The organism is Halomonas sp. NCCP-2165, from assembly GCF_023708045.1.
Lineage (GTDB): Bacteria > Pseudomonadota > Gammaproteobacteria > Pseudomonadales > Halomonadaceae > Bisbaumannia > Bisbaumannia pacifica.
In genome coordinates, this window is the sequence record NZ_BRCY01000002.1 from 196,466 (window position 1) to 210,598 (window position 14,133).

At 68.7% G+C, this 14,133-nt stretch carries 13 protein-coding genes and 1 pseudogene; 11 read left to right on the forward strand and 3 right to left on the reverse strand.

What is annotated here, in order from left to right:
- Positions 1–61: 61 nt before the first annotated feature.
- From NFU04_RS01970 to NFU04_RS01980, 3 genes are all read left to right on the forward strand, one after another.
- Complete coding sequence (locus NFU04_RS01970; RefSeq protein WP_251307849.1) at positions 62–1,411, forward strand: glycine cleavage T C-terminal barrel domain-containing protein; 1,350 nt, start codon at positions 62–64, stop codon at positions 1,409–1,411.
- Positions 1,408–2,373 (forward strand): methylenetetrahydrofolate reductase, encoded by a 966-nt coding sequence (locus NFU04_RS01975; RefSeq protein WP_251307850.1) that lies wholly within the window; start codon positions 1,408–1,410, stop codon positions 2,371–2,373. The genes NFU04_RS01970 and NFU04_RS01975 overlap by 4 nt, the downstream gene beginning before the upstream one ends.
- A 78-nt stretch (positions 2,374–2,451) precedes the next feature.
- Positions 2,452–3,351: a YihY/virulence factor BrkB family protein gene (locus tag NFU04_RS01980; protein WP_251307851.1), complete on the forward strand. Its 900-nt coding sequence runs from the start codon at positions 2,452–2,454 to the stop codon at positions 3,349–3,351.
- 19 nt (positions 3,352–3,370) lie between these two features.
- Here NFU04_RS01980 and NFU04_RS01985 read toward each other — a convergent pair whose 3' ends face one another.
- Positions 3,371–3,901 (reverse strand): DUF1269 domain-containing protein, encoded by a 531-nt coding sequence (locus tag NFU04_RS01985; RefSeq protein WP_251307852.1) that lies wholly within the window; start codon positions 3,899–3,901, stop codon positions 3,371–3,373.
- A 110-nt stretch (positions 3,902–4,011) separates the two neighbouring features.
- On the reverse strand, positions 4,012–4,221 hold the full coding sequence (locus NFU04_RS01990) for a DUF6494 family protein (RefSeq protein ID WP_251307853.1): 210 nt from the start codon (positions 4,219–4,221) through the stop codon (positions 4,012–4,014).
- Positions 4,222–4,368: 147 nt separating this feature from the next.
- Here NFU04_RS01990 and NFU04_RS01995 point away from each other — a divergent pair, with 147 nt between their 5' ends.
- Entirely contained in the window at positions 4,369–4,767 is a 399-nt protein-coding gene (locus tag NFU04_RS01995; protein ID WP_251307854.1) for a ketosteroid isomerase-related protein, read from the forward strand.
- Between the two features lie 117 nt (positions 4,768–4,884).
- A complete protein-coding gene (locus NFU04_RS02000) occupies positions 4,885–7,968 on the forward strand; it encodes a transglycosylase domain-containing protein (RefSeq protein WP_251307855.1) in 3,084 nt (1,027 codons plus the stop codon).
- On the opposite strand, the gene NFU04_RS02005 is transcribed toward NFU04_RS02000, so the two are convergent.
- Positions 7,905–8,234 carry a hypothetical protein gene (locus NFU04_RS02005; protein WP_251307856.1) on the reverse strand — a complete coding sequence of 110 codons (330 nt, stop codon included), beginning with the start codon at positions 8,232–8,234 and terminating at the stop codon, positions 7,905–7,907. The two genes, NFU04_RS02000 and NFU04_RS02005, sit on opposite strands and share 64 nt — an antisense overlap.
- A gap of 139 nt (positions 8,235–8,373) precedes the next feature.
- Here NFU04_RS02005 and NFU04_RS02010 point away from each other — a divergent pair, with 139 nt between their 5' ends.
- From NFU04_RS02010 to NFU04_RS02035, 6 genes and pseudogenes are all read left to right on the forward strand, one after another.
- Positions 8,374–8,838: an aminoacyl-tRNA deacylase gene (locus NFU04_RS02010; protein ID WP_251307857.1), complete on the forward strand. Its 465-nt coding sequence runs from the start codon at positions 8,374–8,376 to the stop codon at positions 8,836–8,838.
- Positions 8,839–8,936: 98 nt separating this feature from the next.
- Positions 8,937–10,406: a tRNA uracil 4-sulfurtransferase ThiI gene (gene thiI / locus NFU04_RS02015; protein ID WP_251307858.1), complete on the forward strand. Its 1,470-nt coding sequence runs from the start codon at positions 8,937–8,939 to the stop codon at positions 10,404–10,406.
- A gap of 186 nt (positions 10,407–10,592) precedes the next feature.
- Positions 10,593–12,635: a methionine--tRNA ligase gene (metG, locus tag NFU04_RS02020; protein WP_251307859.1), complete on the forward strand. Its 2,043-nt coding sequence runs from the start codon at positions 10,593–10,595 to the stop codon at positions 12,633–12,635.
- A 43-nt stretch (positions 12,636–12,678) separates the two neighbouring features.
- The gene (rsxA, locus tag NFU04_RS02025) at positions 12,679–13,263 is read left to right on the forward strand and encodes an electron transport complex subunit RsxA (RefSeq protein WP_251307860.1); all 585 of its coding nucleotides are present in this window, start codon (positions 12,679–12,681) and stop codon (positions 13,261–13,263) included.
- The gene (gene rsxB, locus NFU04_RS02030) at positions 13,263–13,841 is read left to right on the forward strand and encodes an electron transport complex subunit RsxB (protein WP_251307868.1); all 579 of its coding nucleotides are present in this window, start codon (positions 13,263–13,265) and stop codon (positions 13,839–13,841) included. The genes rsxA and rsxB overlap by 1 nt, the downstream gene beginning before the upstream one ends.
- A pseudogene (locus tag NFU04_RS02035) lies at positions 13,838–14,133 on the forward strand (electron transport complex subunit RsxC); the annotation flags it as partial. The gene rsxB and the pseudogene NFU04_RS02035, both read left to right, overlap by 4 nt.

Below are 14,133 nucleotides of genomic sequence, written 5' to 3' on the forward strand. Positions count from 1 at the left end.
AAAACCCACGCCGCGACACACACTGCCAAGGAGAGCCACGGCAACCCCCGGGAGGTGTGCCATGTCCGACGCCAGCATCACCAATCTGAGCCCCCGCCTGCGTTACGCTCGCCAGCAGTGCCAGAGCGTCGACCAGACGCCGCGACGCGTTCCCATCAATCTGCGCCAGTCCGGCCCCACCCCCACCGAGCTGCTGATTTCCACCCGGGTGCGCAAGTCGCCCTACTGGCACCTCTCCCAGGAGGCGGGCTGCTGGCGGGCCACCGTCTACAACCGCATGTACCATCCGCGGGGCTATGTGCGCCCCGAGGACGGTGGCGCCATGGTGGAGTACCGCGCCCTGGTGGAAGACGTGACCCTGTGGAACGTGGCGGTGGAGCGCCAGATCCGCGTCCAGGGCCCCGATGCCGAGGCCTTCGTCGACAAGGTCATCACCCGCAATGCCAGCGCCATCGCGCCGCTGCACGGCAAGTACGTGATCCTCTGCAACGACGAGGGCGGCATCATCAACGACCCGGTGCTGCTGCGCCTGGCCGAGGACGAGTTCTGGTTCTCGATCTCCGACAGCGACCTGGAGCTCTGGCTGCGCGGGGTCAACCTGGGGCTGGGCTATGACGTCAGCATCGGCGAGATCGACGTGGCGCCGCTGCAGATCCAGGGACCCAGGTCGGAGGCCCTGATGGTCGACCTGGTGGGCGAGGCGGTGCGCACCCTGCCCTACTACGGCCTGCTGGAAGCGACGATCGCCGGCTGCTCGGTAGTGGTCTCCCAGACCGGCTTCACCGGCGAGAAGGGCTACGAGATCTACCTGCGCGAGGCCAGCCGGGACGCCGAGAACCTCTGGGAGGCGGTGCTGGCGGCCGGCGAGAAGCACAACCTGGCGGTGATCGCCCCCGCCCACCATCGCCGCATCGCCGCCGGCATCCTCTCCTGGGGCCAGGACATGGATCAGGAGACCCTGCCCTTCCAGTGCAACCTGGGCTATCAGGTGCCGCGCCAGAAGGCCGTGGACTATATCGGTCGCCGCGCCCTGGAGGCGGTGCGCGCCGAGCTGGATCAGGGCCGCTACCCCTTCCGCCAGACCCTGGTGGGCCTGGTGCTGGGCGGCCACCCCATCGACGACTATGCCCCCGATTTCTGGCTGATCTCCGACCCCCAGGGTGACGAGCCCATCGGCTACGTGACCTCGCCCTGGTACTCGCCGGAACTGGGCACCAACATCGCCATGGGCTATGTCCCGGTCACTCACCAGGCCCTGGAGACCCCGCTACGGGTCTGGCTGCCGGAACCCTATGCCGAGCGCCCGGGCGAGGCCGTAGCCGCCCGGGTGGTGGAACTGCCCTTCCGCGCCTCGGTCAACCCCAGCGCCCGGGAGGCCGCCCGGGCCCGCGGCCAGGACTTCGCCCAATGAGCGATCTCAGGCTGCGCCCCATGAACCGCTTCGACGAGCTCGCCCCCGGACGGCTGGGGGGCGCCCTGCCGGGTGCGCCCCAGCCGTCCCGCCGCGATCGCCTGCGCCGGCTGGTGCACGACTGGTCCCTGGAGGTGACCCCGCGCACCGTCGAGGCCCTGGCCTCGCGGGCGCCGCCCCCCGGGACCCAGATCTATATCACCCACCTGCCGGGCCACCCTTTCGAAGAGGTGATCGCCACCGCCGAGCGCCTCAAGACCCAGGGCTATGACCCCGTCCCTCACCTGGTCGCCCGTGCCATTCCCGACCGCACCACCCTGGAGAGCTGGCTGCTGGGCCTGACCCACCGCGCCGGGGTCGATGCGGTGCTGTTGCTGGCCGGCAGCCTGGCCGCGCCGCACGGCCCCTATGCCGACAGCCTGGCCCTGCTGGAGGCGATCGACCTGCGCGATCACGGCATCCGGCGCCTGGCCATGGCCGGCCACCCCGAGGGTCACCCCCAGGCCGACGCCGGCGCCCTGGAGGCGGCCCTGATCAGCAAACGCGATTATGCCGAGCGTCACGGCCTGTCGGCCTGGGCGGTCACCCAGTTCCTCTTCGATGCCGAGCCACTACTGGCCTGGCATCGGCGCCTCGAGGAACTGGCCCTGGATCTGCCGATCCGCGCCGGCCTGCCCGGCCCCGCGAGCCTCGCCACCCTCGGCAAGTACGCCCTCTCCTGCGGGGTCGGCGCCTCCCGTGCCGCCCTGGCCCGGCAGGGCAAGCGGCTGCTGCGCCTGGCTCGCCCGCAACCGCCGACGCGCCAGGTGCTGGCCCTGGCCGAGGCCCCTCCGGCGGGCCTGCGGTTGCACTTCTATCCGTTCGGCGGCATTGCGGCGACCCTGGACTGGATCGAGGCCCTGGACGAGGGACGCTTCACCCTCGAGGAGCGCGGCGACGAGCTGCGAGTCGTCGACCCCTGAGCGTTGGTCGCGCGCCCTCGCCCTGCCGAGCCTGGCTGGTCTACGCTGTCAGGCATGCCACGACGTCCGGGAGGCGCGATGCACCCCAGCCAGACGCCGCGCCTGCTGAGATTCGCCCTGCGGGTAGTGTCGGCCTTCCTGCGCAATCGCGGCATCCTGCTGGCCGGCGGCGTGGGCTACAACATCCTGCTGTCGATCATTCCGCTGTTCACCCTGCTGGTGGTGCTGCTCTCTCATCTGGTCGACGAGAGGCAACTACTCGAACTCCTGGCGCTCCAGGCCCACCACCTGACGCCGGCCCATGCCGACCTGCTGCTCGACGCGGTACGCGGATTGCTCAAGGGGCGCGACGGCATCGGGCTGATGGGACTCGGCGTGCTGCTGCTGTTCAGCTCCTTCGCCTTTCGCATGCTCGAGGATGCCCTGGCGATCATCTTCCATGCGCCCGACCTCGCCGCTCCGCAACGCCGCTTCTGGGTCTCGGTACTGCTGCCCTACGCCTTTATGCTGATGCTCGGCCTGGGCCTGCTGGCGCTGACCCTCTCGGTCAGCCTCACCGCCACCCTCGGCGATGCCTGGCAGGCGCTGACCGGGCACCGCCTGCCCCTGGCCGGACTCTCCGACCCGATGCTCAACCTGGTGAGTTTCCTCGGCGTCTTCACCCTATTCAGTGCCATCTACAAGGTGCTGCCGGTGGTCCGGGTGGCGCCGAAGAGAGCGCTGGCCGGGGGCTTCGTGGCCGCCCTGCTATGGGAGGGGGTTCGCCTGCTGCTGCTCTTCTACTTCACCCAGCTGTCGCTGGTGAACGTGGTCTACGGCTCGGTGGCGACCCTGATCGTGGTGCTGCTGAGCCTGGAGGCGGGCGCCATCATCCTGCTCCTGGGCGCCCAGGTAATCGCCGAGCTGGAGCACAATGCCCGCCAGGGACTGGCCTGGCATGTCGATCCGCGTCGCCAGGCGGTGACCCGGGTGGAATAGGAGTGAAGGGAGCCCCCGGCTAGTCGCCGACGCCCAGGTGGTGCTGGCGCTCGTCCCGGGTCACCTTGTCGATCACCACCTCCGGGTGGTGGCGGTGAATCGCCGAGTAGATCTCCCGCTCGCGATCCTCGGGCACGTCCACCAGCATCAGGTAGGCCCCCGCCTCGAGCTCCTTCTCGAACTTGTCGATCTTCACGTCGTGTACCGAGACGCCGATCATGGTGCTGGTCCAGATCCCGAACAGGGCCCCGAAGACCGTCATCACCAGTACCGTCCAGCCCAGGCCGAAGCCCTGATCGCCCAGCCCCAGGTGCACCGCCCATCCCAGCAGGGCGCCCAGCACGACCCCATACTTGAGGCCGCGCACCCCGGCGTTGACCACATCGGAGGTCTGCCGCAGGGTGGCGTTATGCACGCCCCGCTCACGAAGCGGCTCCCACTCCTTGCCCAGCACATGCACCTCGTCCTCGGTCAGGGCCAGGTCGCTGAGTTCATGGGCGATATTGACCGTGGTGTCGAGGTCCGAGGTCAGAAAATATAAGCGCTGCATCTTGCACCTCACGGATAGCGCGGCGTTGATAGTGCGACAAAATGTCCTATTGACAAGTTCGCCCATCGCGAATGATGCAGCAAATGGTAATATTCACCGACCCCGCCGCCCTACTCCTCCAGGACGATATCGCCCTCGAACACTACCCGCAGCTGGAGGCCGCCCACCTCCAGGGTCATGGTGGCCGCCAGGGGCTCCCGGGGCGAGATCCGCCCCTCGGCCAGGGCCGCCTCCACCGCGTGCTCGATCTCCCGTTGCGCCCCGATCCCCGCGCGCTTGAGGAAGCGACGGATGCTCAGGTTGAAGACTTCTTCGTTCATGGTGAACCCTCCTGCGTCGATCATGGCCGGGTGACCCGGGTCGTCACCGGCGCCGCGCATGGCGCGACCAGGCATTTGCATGGCGCCGACCCTGTTAGCATGGCAGCGATTCACGCCACCGACCCACCCCGACCAGGAGTCTTGCCCATGCATCCCCAGGACGTGATCCAGGCCTACTACGACGCCTTCAATGGCGGCGACATGGACGCCTTCCTCGCGCTACTGACCGAGGACGTCGCCCATGACATCAACCAGGGCGAGCGCCAGGTGGGCAAGGCCGCCTTCGCCGACTTCATGGCGCACATGAACCGCTGCTACCGGGAGCGCCTCGAGGACCTGGTGATCCTGCCCCATGCCGATGGAGAGCGGGCCGCGGCGGAATTCGTGGTGCATGGCGAGTACCTGACCACCGACGAGGGGCTTCCCGAGGCCCGGGGCCAGCGCTATGTGCTGCCGGCCGGCGCCTTCTTCACCCTGCGCGACGGCAAGGTGGCGCGCATCAGCAACTACTACAACCTCACCGACTGGCTGGCCCAGGTCGCCTGAGCCAGCCACGCCGAGCGTTGACAGGCCGAATCGAGAGCCCCTCCAGATACCCCTGCCCTTCGCCGCATCCCCCACTAGGCTGATAAGTCACAGGCGGTAGCCATCGAGGAGTGGGGGATGGAGAGCGTGCCGAACGCGGTCGGCCGTCGTCGCGAGAGCGACATCGGGCCCAGATGGCCCTGGCGCCTGCTGCTGCTGTCGTTGACGGCGCTGCTGGTCGCCGCCATCGTGTCCCTGCTGGCGGCGGAGGCGCGCACCTCCCGCTGGCAGGCCAGGGAGCTGTCCCGCTTCGCCGCCGACCTGGACTACACCCTGGCCCCCGGACCCAGCGATCGCCTGCAGTTCCCCCGCCACGGCCCCTTCGATCAACGCTTCGGCTATGTCGACCTGCCACGCTTCCAGGCGCGCCTCGAGGCGCGCGGCTACGAGGTCGCCGCCCAGGTGCGCTTCAGCCCGGCCCTTCATGACTACGCCAGCCGTGGCTTCTATGTCCCCTATGCCGAGAAGACCCGCACCGGCCTGACCGTCGAGGAGTGTCGCGGCCACCCCTACTACGCGGCGCGCTACCCGAGGCGCCACTATCCCCATTTCGCCGCCGTCCCCGACCTGGCCCTCGAATCGCTGCTGTTTATCGAGAATCGCGGCCTGCTCGATACCACCCACCGCTATGCCAACCCGGCGGTGGACTGGCCGCGCTTCGCTCGCGCCGCCCTCTCCCAGGTGGGCCGCGCCCTGGAGCTCGAGGGGCAGAGCGCCGGGGGCAGCACCCTGGCGACCCAGATGGAGAAGTTCCGCCACTCCCCGGGCGGGCGCACCGCCTCGCCGCGGGAGAAGCTGCGTCAGATGCTCTCCGCCAGCGTGCGCACCTACCGCCGCGGCGCCGAGACCCTGACCGCCCGCCAGGACCTGGCGCGAGACTATCTGAACTCGGTGCCCCTGGCGGCGGCGCCGGGGTACGGCGAAGTGCACGGGCTGGGCGACGGCCTCTGGGTCTGGTTCGGCGCCGATTTCGACGAGGTCAACCGACTGCTGGAGCCGGCCTTCGCCGCCCCGGAGGAGCTACCCCAGCGGGGCCAGGCGCTACGCCGGGTGGTGGCGCTGATGATCGCCCAGCGGCGCCCCGCCTGGTACCTCAACGGCGGTCGCGACGACCTGGAACACCTCACCGACAGCTACCTGCGCCTGCTCCACGAGGCCCGGCTGGTGGAGGGCGAACTCCGCGATGCCGCCCTGGCCCAGCGCCTCGAGTTTCGCGATTTCGACAGCGACCCGGTGACCCACCGCCTACCCAGCGACAAGGGACGACAAGTGGCCAGGGCCCAGCTGGCGGGATTGCTGGGGCTCTCCTTCTATGACCTGGACCGCCTGGACCTGGAGGCCAGCACCACCCTGAACGGGGCGCTGCAGAGCGAGGTCACCGACTACCTGGCGAGCCTGGCCGACCCCCAGGTGGCCGCCGAGCTGGGCATCCTCGGGCACCGCCTGCTCGACGCCGAGCGCACCGCCGAGGTGACCTACAGCTTCACCCTCTACGAGCGCAGCGAGGCCGGCTTCCTGGTGCGGGTACAGACCGACAATACCGGCCAGCCCTTCGACCTCAACGAGAGCAGCAAGCTGGAGCTGGGCTCCACCGCCAAGCTGCGCGTGCTGGCCACCTACCTGGAGATCCTCGCCGAGCTCCATGCCCGGTACCGCCTCTTGCCCCCCGAGGCCCTGGGTGCCGTGTCGGTGGATCGCCAGGACGCCCTGAGCCGCTGGGTGATCGACCGCCTGCGGGCCGAGCCGGAGCTCTCCCTGGAGGCCCTGCTGGCCGAGGCCATGGCAAGGCGCTATTCGGCGAGCCCCTATGAACGCTTCTTCACCGGCGGCGGCGAACACACCTTCAGCAACTTCAACCGCCGGGACGACCGTCGCCGCCCCACCCTGGAGGAGGCCCTGCGCGAGTCCCTCAACCTGCCCTTCGTGCGCCTGATGCGGGATATCGTCAATCACCATATCTACCGCCATCCGGACCGGCGCCGCCTGCTGGAGGACGACGACCACCCGCTGCGCATGCTCTACCTGAGCCGCTTCGCCGATCAGGAGGGCCAGGTGTTCCTGAGTCGCTTCTGGCGCGAGTACCGTTCGCTCGCGCCACAGGCGCGCCTGGAAACGCTCTTCGAGGGCGTCCGCCCACTGGCCTCGCGACTCGCCGCCGCCCACCGCTATGTGCTGCCCGATGCCGATCTCGCGACCTTCCGCGCCTTTCTCCGCGAGCGCCTCGGCGACGCCGTGCCCGAGGAGCGCATCGAGCGCCTCTACCATGACTACGGCCCCGGCGCCTACGACCTCAATGACCAGGGCTATGTGGCACGCATCCATCCCCTGGAGCTGTGGCTGGTGGGCTATCTGCATACGCACCCCCAGGCCACCTACCGGGAACTGGTAGCCGCCAGCACCGCCGAGCGCCAGCACGTCTATGAATGGCTCTTCACCTCCCGCCACCGCGGCGCCCGGGACAGCCGCATCCGCACCCTGCTGGAACGGGATGCCTTCGACGAGATCCACCGACGCTGGGCGCGCCTGGGCTACCCCTTCGAGCGCCTGGTGCCCTCCCTGGCCACCGCCATCGGCAGCTCCGGGGATCGTCCGGCGTCCCTGGCCGAGCTGGTGGGCATCATCCTCAACAATGGCGAACGGCTGCCGACCCTGCGCATCGATGGCCTGCATTTCGCCGCCGACACCCCCTACGAGACCCGCCTGGCCCCCGTCCAGGATGCCGGCGAGCGCGTCATGGCCCCGGAGGTGGCCCGCACCCTGCGCGCCGCCCTGACCCAGGTGGTGGAGGCCGGCACGGCGCGGCGCCTGGCGGGCAGCTTCACCACCCAGGACGGCACGCCCCTGGCCCTGGGCGGCAAGACCGGCACCGGCGACAACCGTATCGAGACCCGGGGACGCAGCGGACAGCTCCTCGATTCCCGGGCCCGCAACCGCACCGCCACCTTCGTCTTCTTCCTCGGCGACGATCACTTCGGCACCCTGACCGCCTTCGTGCCCGGTCGCGGCGCCGACGATTTCGCTTTCACCTCGGCACTGCCGGTGCAGATCCTCAAGGGCATGGAGCCGATCCTGACCCGCCATCTGCGGCAGGGCTGCGATCACTCCGCCGTCAGCGGCCTGATGGTCTCCAGCGACAGGGAGCGCCCCGCCCCAGGGGCATAACGAAAGGTCCCCACGACGCGCACCTCATGCCCCAGCAGGGGCGCCGCCGCCTCCCGGGGAAACAGCTCGACCCGGTTGAGCGCCGCGTCCTCGATCCAGTAGTGCAGCGGCGCCTCGAAATGGCGCACCACCCCCCGGGTCGCCACCCGCTGGCCGTCGAAGGAACCGGGGTCGGCCACCAGCATCTGCAGGGGCGCCTCCCGCGGCGCCGGGTCGCCACAGCCCGTCAGCGCCAGCATCAACAGCCCGCTTGTCCACGCCTTCATTGCGCCTCCCGATCACCCGCATATCACGCCGGGCCGACTATGCTTGAGGAGAGGCCAGGACATCATGGCCTCGTGTCACGCAGGGAGGCGATTCCCCCTTCACCCCGGCCCGATGGCCGAAGGAGCCCCCGCCATGGCCATGGCAATGACACTTCGGGAGTACCTCCGCTCCCAGGATATCGACTACGAGGAAGTGCGCCACCCCCGCGCGGTCAGCGCCGATCATATCGCCGAGCAGACCCATATCACCGGCGATCAGCTGGCCAAGGCGGTGATGCTGCATGCCGACACCGGCAATCGCCTGGCGGTGGTGCCCGGCAGCTGCGATGTCGACATGGTGCGCCTTACCGAGCTGATGCATGAGCGCCTGCGCCTCGCCTCCGAGGAGGAGATCCAGCGCCACTTCGACGACTGCGACCCCGGCGCCACCACGCCCCTGGGTCAGGCCTATGGCCTGGAGGTGTGGGTCGACGATCGCCTTACCGCCGAGCCGGATATCTACTTCGAGGCGGGCGACCACGAGACCCTGGTGCATATGAGCGGCCGCGATTTCCAGAAGCTGATGGCCAGCATGCCCCACGGGCATTTCAGCCTGCATCACTGAGTCATGCCGCCACCCCGGGGTGGCGGCGCTTTTTGCGGGCCCACGGCCGAGCGGGTAGAATGCCGCCCCCACCCGCCAGCCCAAGCTCGTCGATCCCCATGAATTATCTGATCAAGCTGTTTCCCGAGATCACCATCAAGTCCAAGTCGGCCCGCAAGAACCTGATCAAGTGCCTGCGCCGCAACCTGCGCAAGGTGGTGGATGACTATGACCGGGAGGCACGCCTGAGCGCGTCCTGGGACGCCATCGAGATCGCCCTGAGCCAGCCGCTGGGCACCGAGGCGCTGGTCGAATTCGAGTCCGCCCTGGGGCGGGTGCCCGGCATCCACGAGGTGCTGGCGGTGGAGAACTCGCCGCTGGGAGACTTTGAGGCGATCGCCGAGCGGGTACTGCCCCTGTGGCTGCCGCGTATCGCCGGCAAGTCCTTCCGGGTGCGGGTCAAGCGCAAGGGCAAGCACGACTTCACCTCCGCCGACCTGGAGCGCTACCTGGGGGGCAAGTTGCTGACCGGTGCCGACGACGCCCGAGTCGACCTCACCCGCCCCGAGGTGACCCTGGCCCTGGAGGTCAACCGCGAGCGCCTGCAGCTGATCGGCCGCCGCTGGCCGGGCCTCGGCGGCTACCCCCTGGGCACCCAGGAGAGCGCCCTGGTGTTGATGTCCGGCGGCTACGACTCCCCGGTGGCCGCCTATCGCATGATGCGCCGCGGGGTAAAGAGCCATTTCCTGTTCTTCAACCTGGGCGGGCCCGCCCATGAACAGGGGGTGCGCGCCATCAGCCACTACCTCTGGCAGCGCTACAGCCCCACCCACAAGGTGAACTTTCTCTCGGTGCCCTTCGAGGGGGTGGTCAAGGAGATCCTCACCACCATTCCCGATCACCTCATGGGGGTGGTGCTCAAGCGCATGATGCTGCGGATCGCCGAGCGGGTCGCCGCCCGGGCACGGATCCCCGCCCTGGTCACCGGCGAGGCGATCGCCCAGGTCTCCAGCCAGAGCCTGCATAACCTGGCGATGATCGATGGGGTCACCGAGCGCCTGGTGCTGCGCCCGGTGGTCGCCGACGACAAGCAGACGATCATCGACGAGGCCCGCCATATCGGCACCGCGGCCTTCTCCGAGAGCATGCCGGAGTACTGCGGGGTGATCTCCAACCGCCCCAGCCTCAAGGTCAAGCGCGGCGAGCTGGAAGAGGCCGAGGCCGCCTTCGACTTCAGCGTGCTGGACGCGGCCCTGGCGGCGGCCACTCGCACCCGCTCGGATCGCCTGATCGCCGACCAGGCCAGCCTGCCGGAGATCACCACCCTGGATGGCGAAGCCGCCCTGGCCGAGGCGCCCAGGATCAGCGTCATCGATATCCGCCACCCGGACGAGCGCGAAGCCACGCCCCTGTCGCTGCCCGACACCGAGCTGCTGGCGATTCCCTTCTACGAGCTCCAGGAACGCGCCCAGGCACTGCCCCGGGACCGCCACTACCTGCTCTACTGCGACCAGGGGGTGATGAGCCGGATGCAGGCCCTGCACCTGGCCGACCAGGGCCTGGACCATTTCGGCGTCTATCGCCGTTAGGGCGACCTGCCACCAGGTAGCCCCGAGCCAGCAACGGCGGATGGTTATCGCTGCAATGGGGCCGGCTAATCACCGGCCCAAGGGTGCAGCCCGCCCCGAAGCCGGCTACAATCGACGCCTGATTTCACGGTCATTTTCCGCGTGGGGGCGTGCCCTCCACCCAAGCACGGGAACCCCAGAGTCACCATGTCGAATTCCGCCAGCGCTCCGCGCAAGATCCTGGTCACCAGCGCCCTGCCCTACGCCAATGGCGCCATCCACCTGGGCCACCTGCTGGAGTATATCCAGACTGATATCTGGGTGCGCTTCCAGAAGAGCCGCGGCCACCAGTGCCACTACGTCTGCGCCGACGACGCCCATGGCACCGCCATCATGCTGCGCGCCGAGCAGGAGGACATCACCTCCGAGGCGCTGATCGACCGGGTCAGCCAGGAGCACCAGCGGGACTTCGCCCATTTCGGGGTGGCCTTCGACAACTACCACTCCACCCACTCCGACGAGAACCGCTATTTCAGCGAGCTGATCTACACCCGGCTGCGCGACCAGGGGCATATCGCCACCCGCGATATCGAGCAGATGTATGACCCGGTCAAGGGACTCTTCCTGGCCGACCGCTTTATCAAGGGCACCTGCCCCAAGTGCAAGACCGACGACCAGTATGGCGACAACTGCGAGGCCTGCGGCGCCACCTACACCCCGGCGGAGCTGATCGACCCGGTCTCGGCGATCTCCGGGGCCACCCCCGAGGTGCGCAGCTCCACCCATTATTTCTTCAAGCTCCCCGACTTCGCCGACTTCCTGAACGACTGGATCAACGACGGCCATGTCCAGCCGCAGATCCGCAACAAGCTGATGGAGTGGTTCGAGGCCGGCTTCAACGAGTGGGATATCTCCCGGGACGCCCCCTACTTCGGCTTCGAGATCCCCGATGCCCCGGGCAAGTACTTCTATGTCTGGCTGGATGCCCCCATCGGCTACCTGGCCAGTTTCAAGGCGCTATGCGAGCGCGAGGGCCTCGACTTCGACAGCTACTGGAAGCCGGGCTCCGACGCCGAGATCTATCACTTTATCGGCAAGGACATCGTCTACTTCCATGCGCTGTTCTGGCCGGCGATGCTGCATGGCGCCGAGTTCCGCACCCCCACGGCGGTGAACTGCCACGGTTTCGTCACCGTCAACGGCGCCAAGATGTCCAAGTCCCGGGGCACCTTTATCAAGGCCGCCACCTACGCCGAGTACCTCAACCCGGAGTACCTGCGCTACTACTTCGCCGCCAAGCTCACCTCCCGGGTCGATGACCTGGACCTCAACCTCGACGACTTCGCCGCCCGGGTCAACAGCGACCTGGTGGGCAAGGTGGTCAATATCGCCAGCCGCTGCGCCGGCTTCGTCAAGAAGCTCGGCGGCGGCAAGCTCTCCGCCCACTGTGCGGAGCCCGAGCGGGTGGCGCGCTTTATCGCCGCCGGCGACGAGATCGCCGAGCAGTTCGAGGCCCGCGAGTTCGGCCGCGCCATGCGCCTGATCATGGAGCTGGCCGACGAGGCCAACACCTATATCGCCGAGGCCGAGCCCTGGGTGCTGGCCAAGCAGGAGGGCCGCGAGCAGGAGGTACTGGATATCTGCTCGGTGGGCATCAACCTGTTCCGCCAGCTGATGGTCTACCTGGCGCCGGTGGTACCGGCCATGGCCGAGGGGGCACGGAACTTCCTGAAGCTCGACAGCCTCGCTTGGGAGAGCCGTCGGTCGGTGCTGCTGGATCACGAGATCGCCAAGTTCAAACCGCTGATGACCCGCGTCGAGCGCGACAAGATCGATGCCATGATGGCGGCATCTAAGGAGGACCTGGTGGAAGAACAGAAACTCAAGGAGACCCCCAAGGGTCCCCTGGCCGACGACCCCATCGCCCCCGAGATCGCCTTCGACGACTTCGCCAAGGTGGACCTGCGCATCGCCCGCATCGCCAAGGCGGAGTACGTGGAGAAGGCCGACAAACTGTTGCAACTGACCCTCGACCTGGGCGGCGAGAGCCGCACCGTCTTCGCCGGCATCCGCTCCGCCTACGCCCCGGAGGCCCTGGAGGGTCGCCTCACCGTGATGGTGGCCAACCTGGCGCCGCGCAAGATGCGCTTCGGCGTCTCCGAGGGCATGGTGCTGGCCGCCGGCGACGACGACGGCATCTACCTGCTGTCGCCGGATTCCGGTGCCGAGCCGGGTCAGCGAGTCCGTTAAGACCACGTAGCGGGCGGCGCCGGGCGCTGCCCCGGGGAGGCTAATGAGCGACTTCCTGCTGATCCTGGTGAGCACCGCCCTGGTCAACAACTTCGTGCTGGTGCAGTTCCTCGGCCTGTGCCCCTTCATGGGCGTCTCCAGCAAGCTGGAGTCGGCCTTCGGCATGGCCGCGGCGACCACCTTCGTGCTGACCCTCTCGGCCCTGGCCAGCCACCTGGTCTATCACCAGTTGCTGGCGCCCCTGGGGCTCGAGTACCTGCGCATCATCGCCTTTATCCTGGTGATCGCCGCCGTGGTGCAGTTCACCGAGCTGATGGTCAAGAAGACCAGCCCCTTGCTGCATCAGGTGCTGGGCATCTTCCTGCCGCTGATCACCACCAACTGCGCGGTGCTGGGGGTGGCGCTGCTCTCGGTGCGCCGCGAGTCGAGCCTGATCGAGGCCGGCCTCTATGGCCTGGGCGCGGCCCTGGGCTTCTCCCTGGTGCTGGTGCTCTTCGCCGCCCTGCGCGAGCGCCTGGCCCTGGCCGACGTGCCGCGCCCCTTTCGCGGCGCGGCCATCGCCATGATCAGCGCCAGCCTGATGTCGCTGGCCTTTATGGGCTTCGCCGGGCTGGTGCAAGGGCAATGATGTCGGACGTGTTCACCGCCATTCTGGTCCTGCTCGGCCTGGCGCTGGCCTTCGGCGCCCTGCTGGGCTTCGCCGCCGAGCGCTTCAAGGTCGAGGGCGACCCCGTCGTCGAGAAGATCGACGCCCTGCTGCCCCAGACCCAGTGCGGCCAGTGCGGCTACCCGGGCTGCCGCCCCTATGCCGAGGCGATCGGCCGGGGCGAGGCGATCAACAAGTGCCCTCCCGGGGGCGAACCCACCATCGCCGCCCTGGCCGACCTGCTGGGGCGCGAGCCCGAGCCCCTGGACGGCGAGGCCCAGGATGTGCCCCGGGTGGCCTATATCCGCGAGGCCGAGTGCATCGGCTGCACCAAGTGCATCCAGGCCTGCCCGGTGGATGCCATCCTCGGCGCCGCCCGGCAGATGCATACGGTGATCGCCGAGGAGTGCACCGGCTGCGACCTCTGCCTGGAGCCCTGCCCGGTGGACTGCATCGAGTTGCGCCCCCGGGAGCCGGATGCCTGGCACTGGCCACGCCCCGAGTTGATCGCCAGCGACCGCCATGATCCGCCGAGCATTGCCGGAGCCGCATCCAGATGAGCCGTCGTTTCGACTTTCCCGGCGGTATCCATCCGCCCACCCGCAAGGCCCGGAGCACCCGGGAACCGCTACGCGAGGCGCCGCTGCCCCGCGTCGTCGTGCTACCCCTGACCCAGCACCGCGGTCAGCCCGCCGAGCCCTGCGTGGCAGTCGGCGAGCGGGTGCGCACCGGCCAGGTGATCGCCCGCCCCCAGGGCCGGGTCTCCGCCGCCCTGCACGCCAGCATCAGCGGCATCGTCCGCGCCATCGAGCCGCGCCCCGTCGCCCTCGATCACCAGGCAGGGGGCGGTGA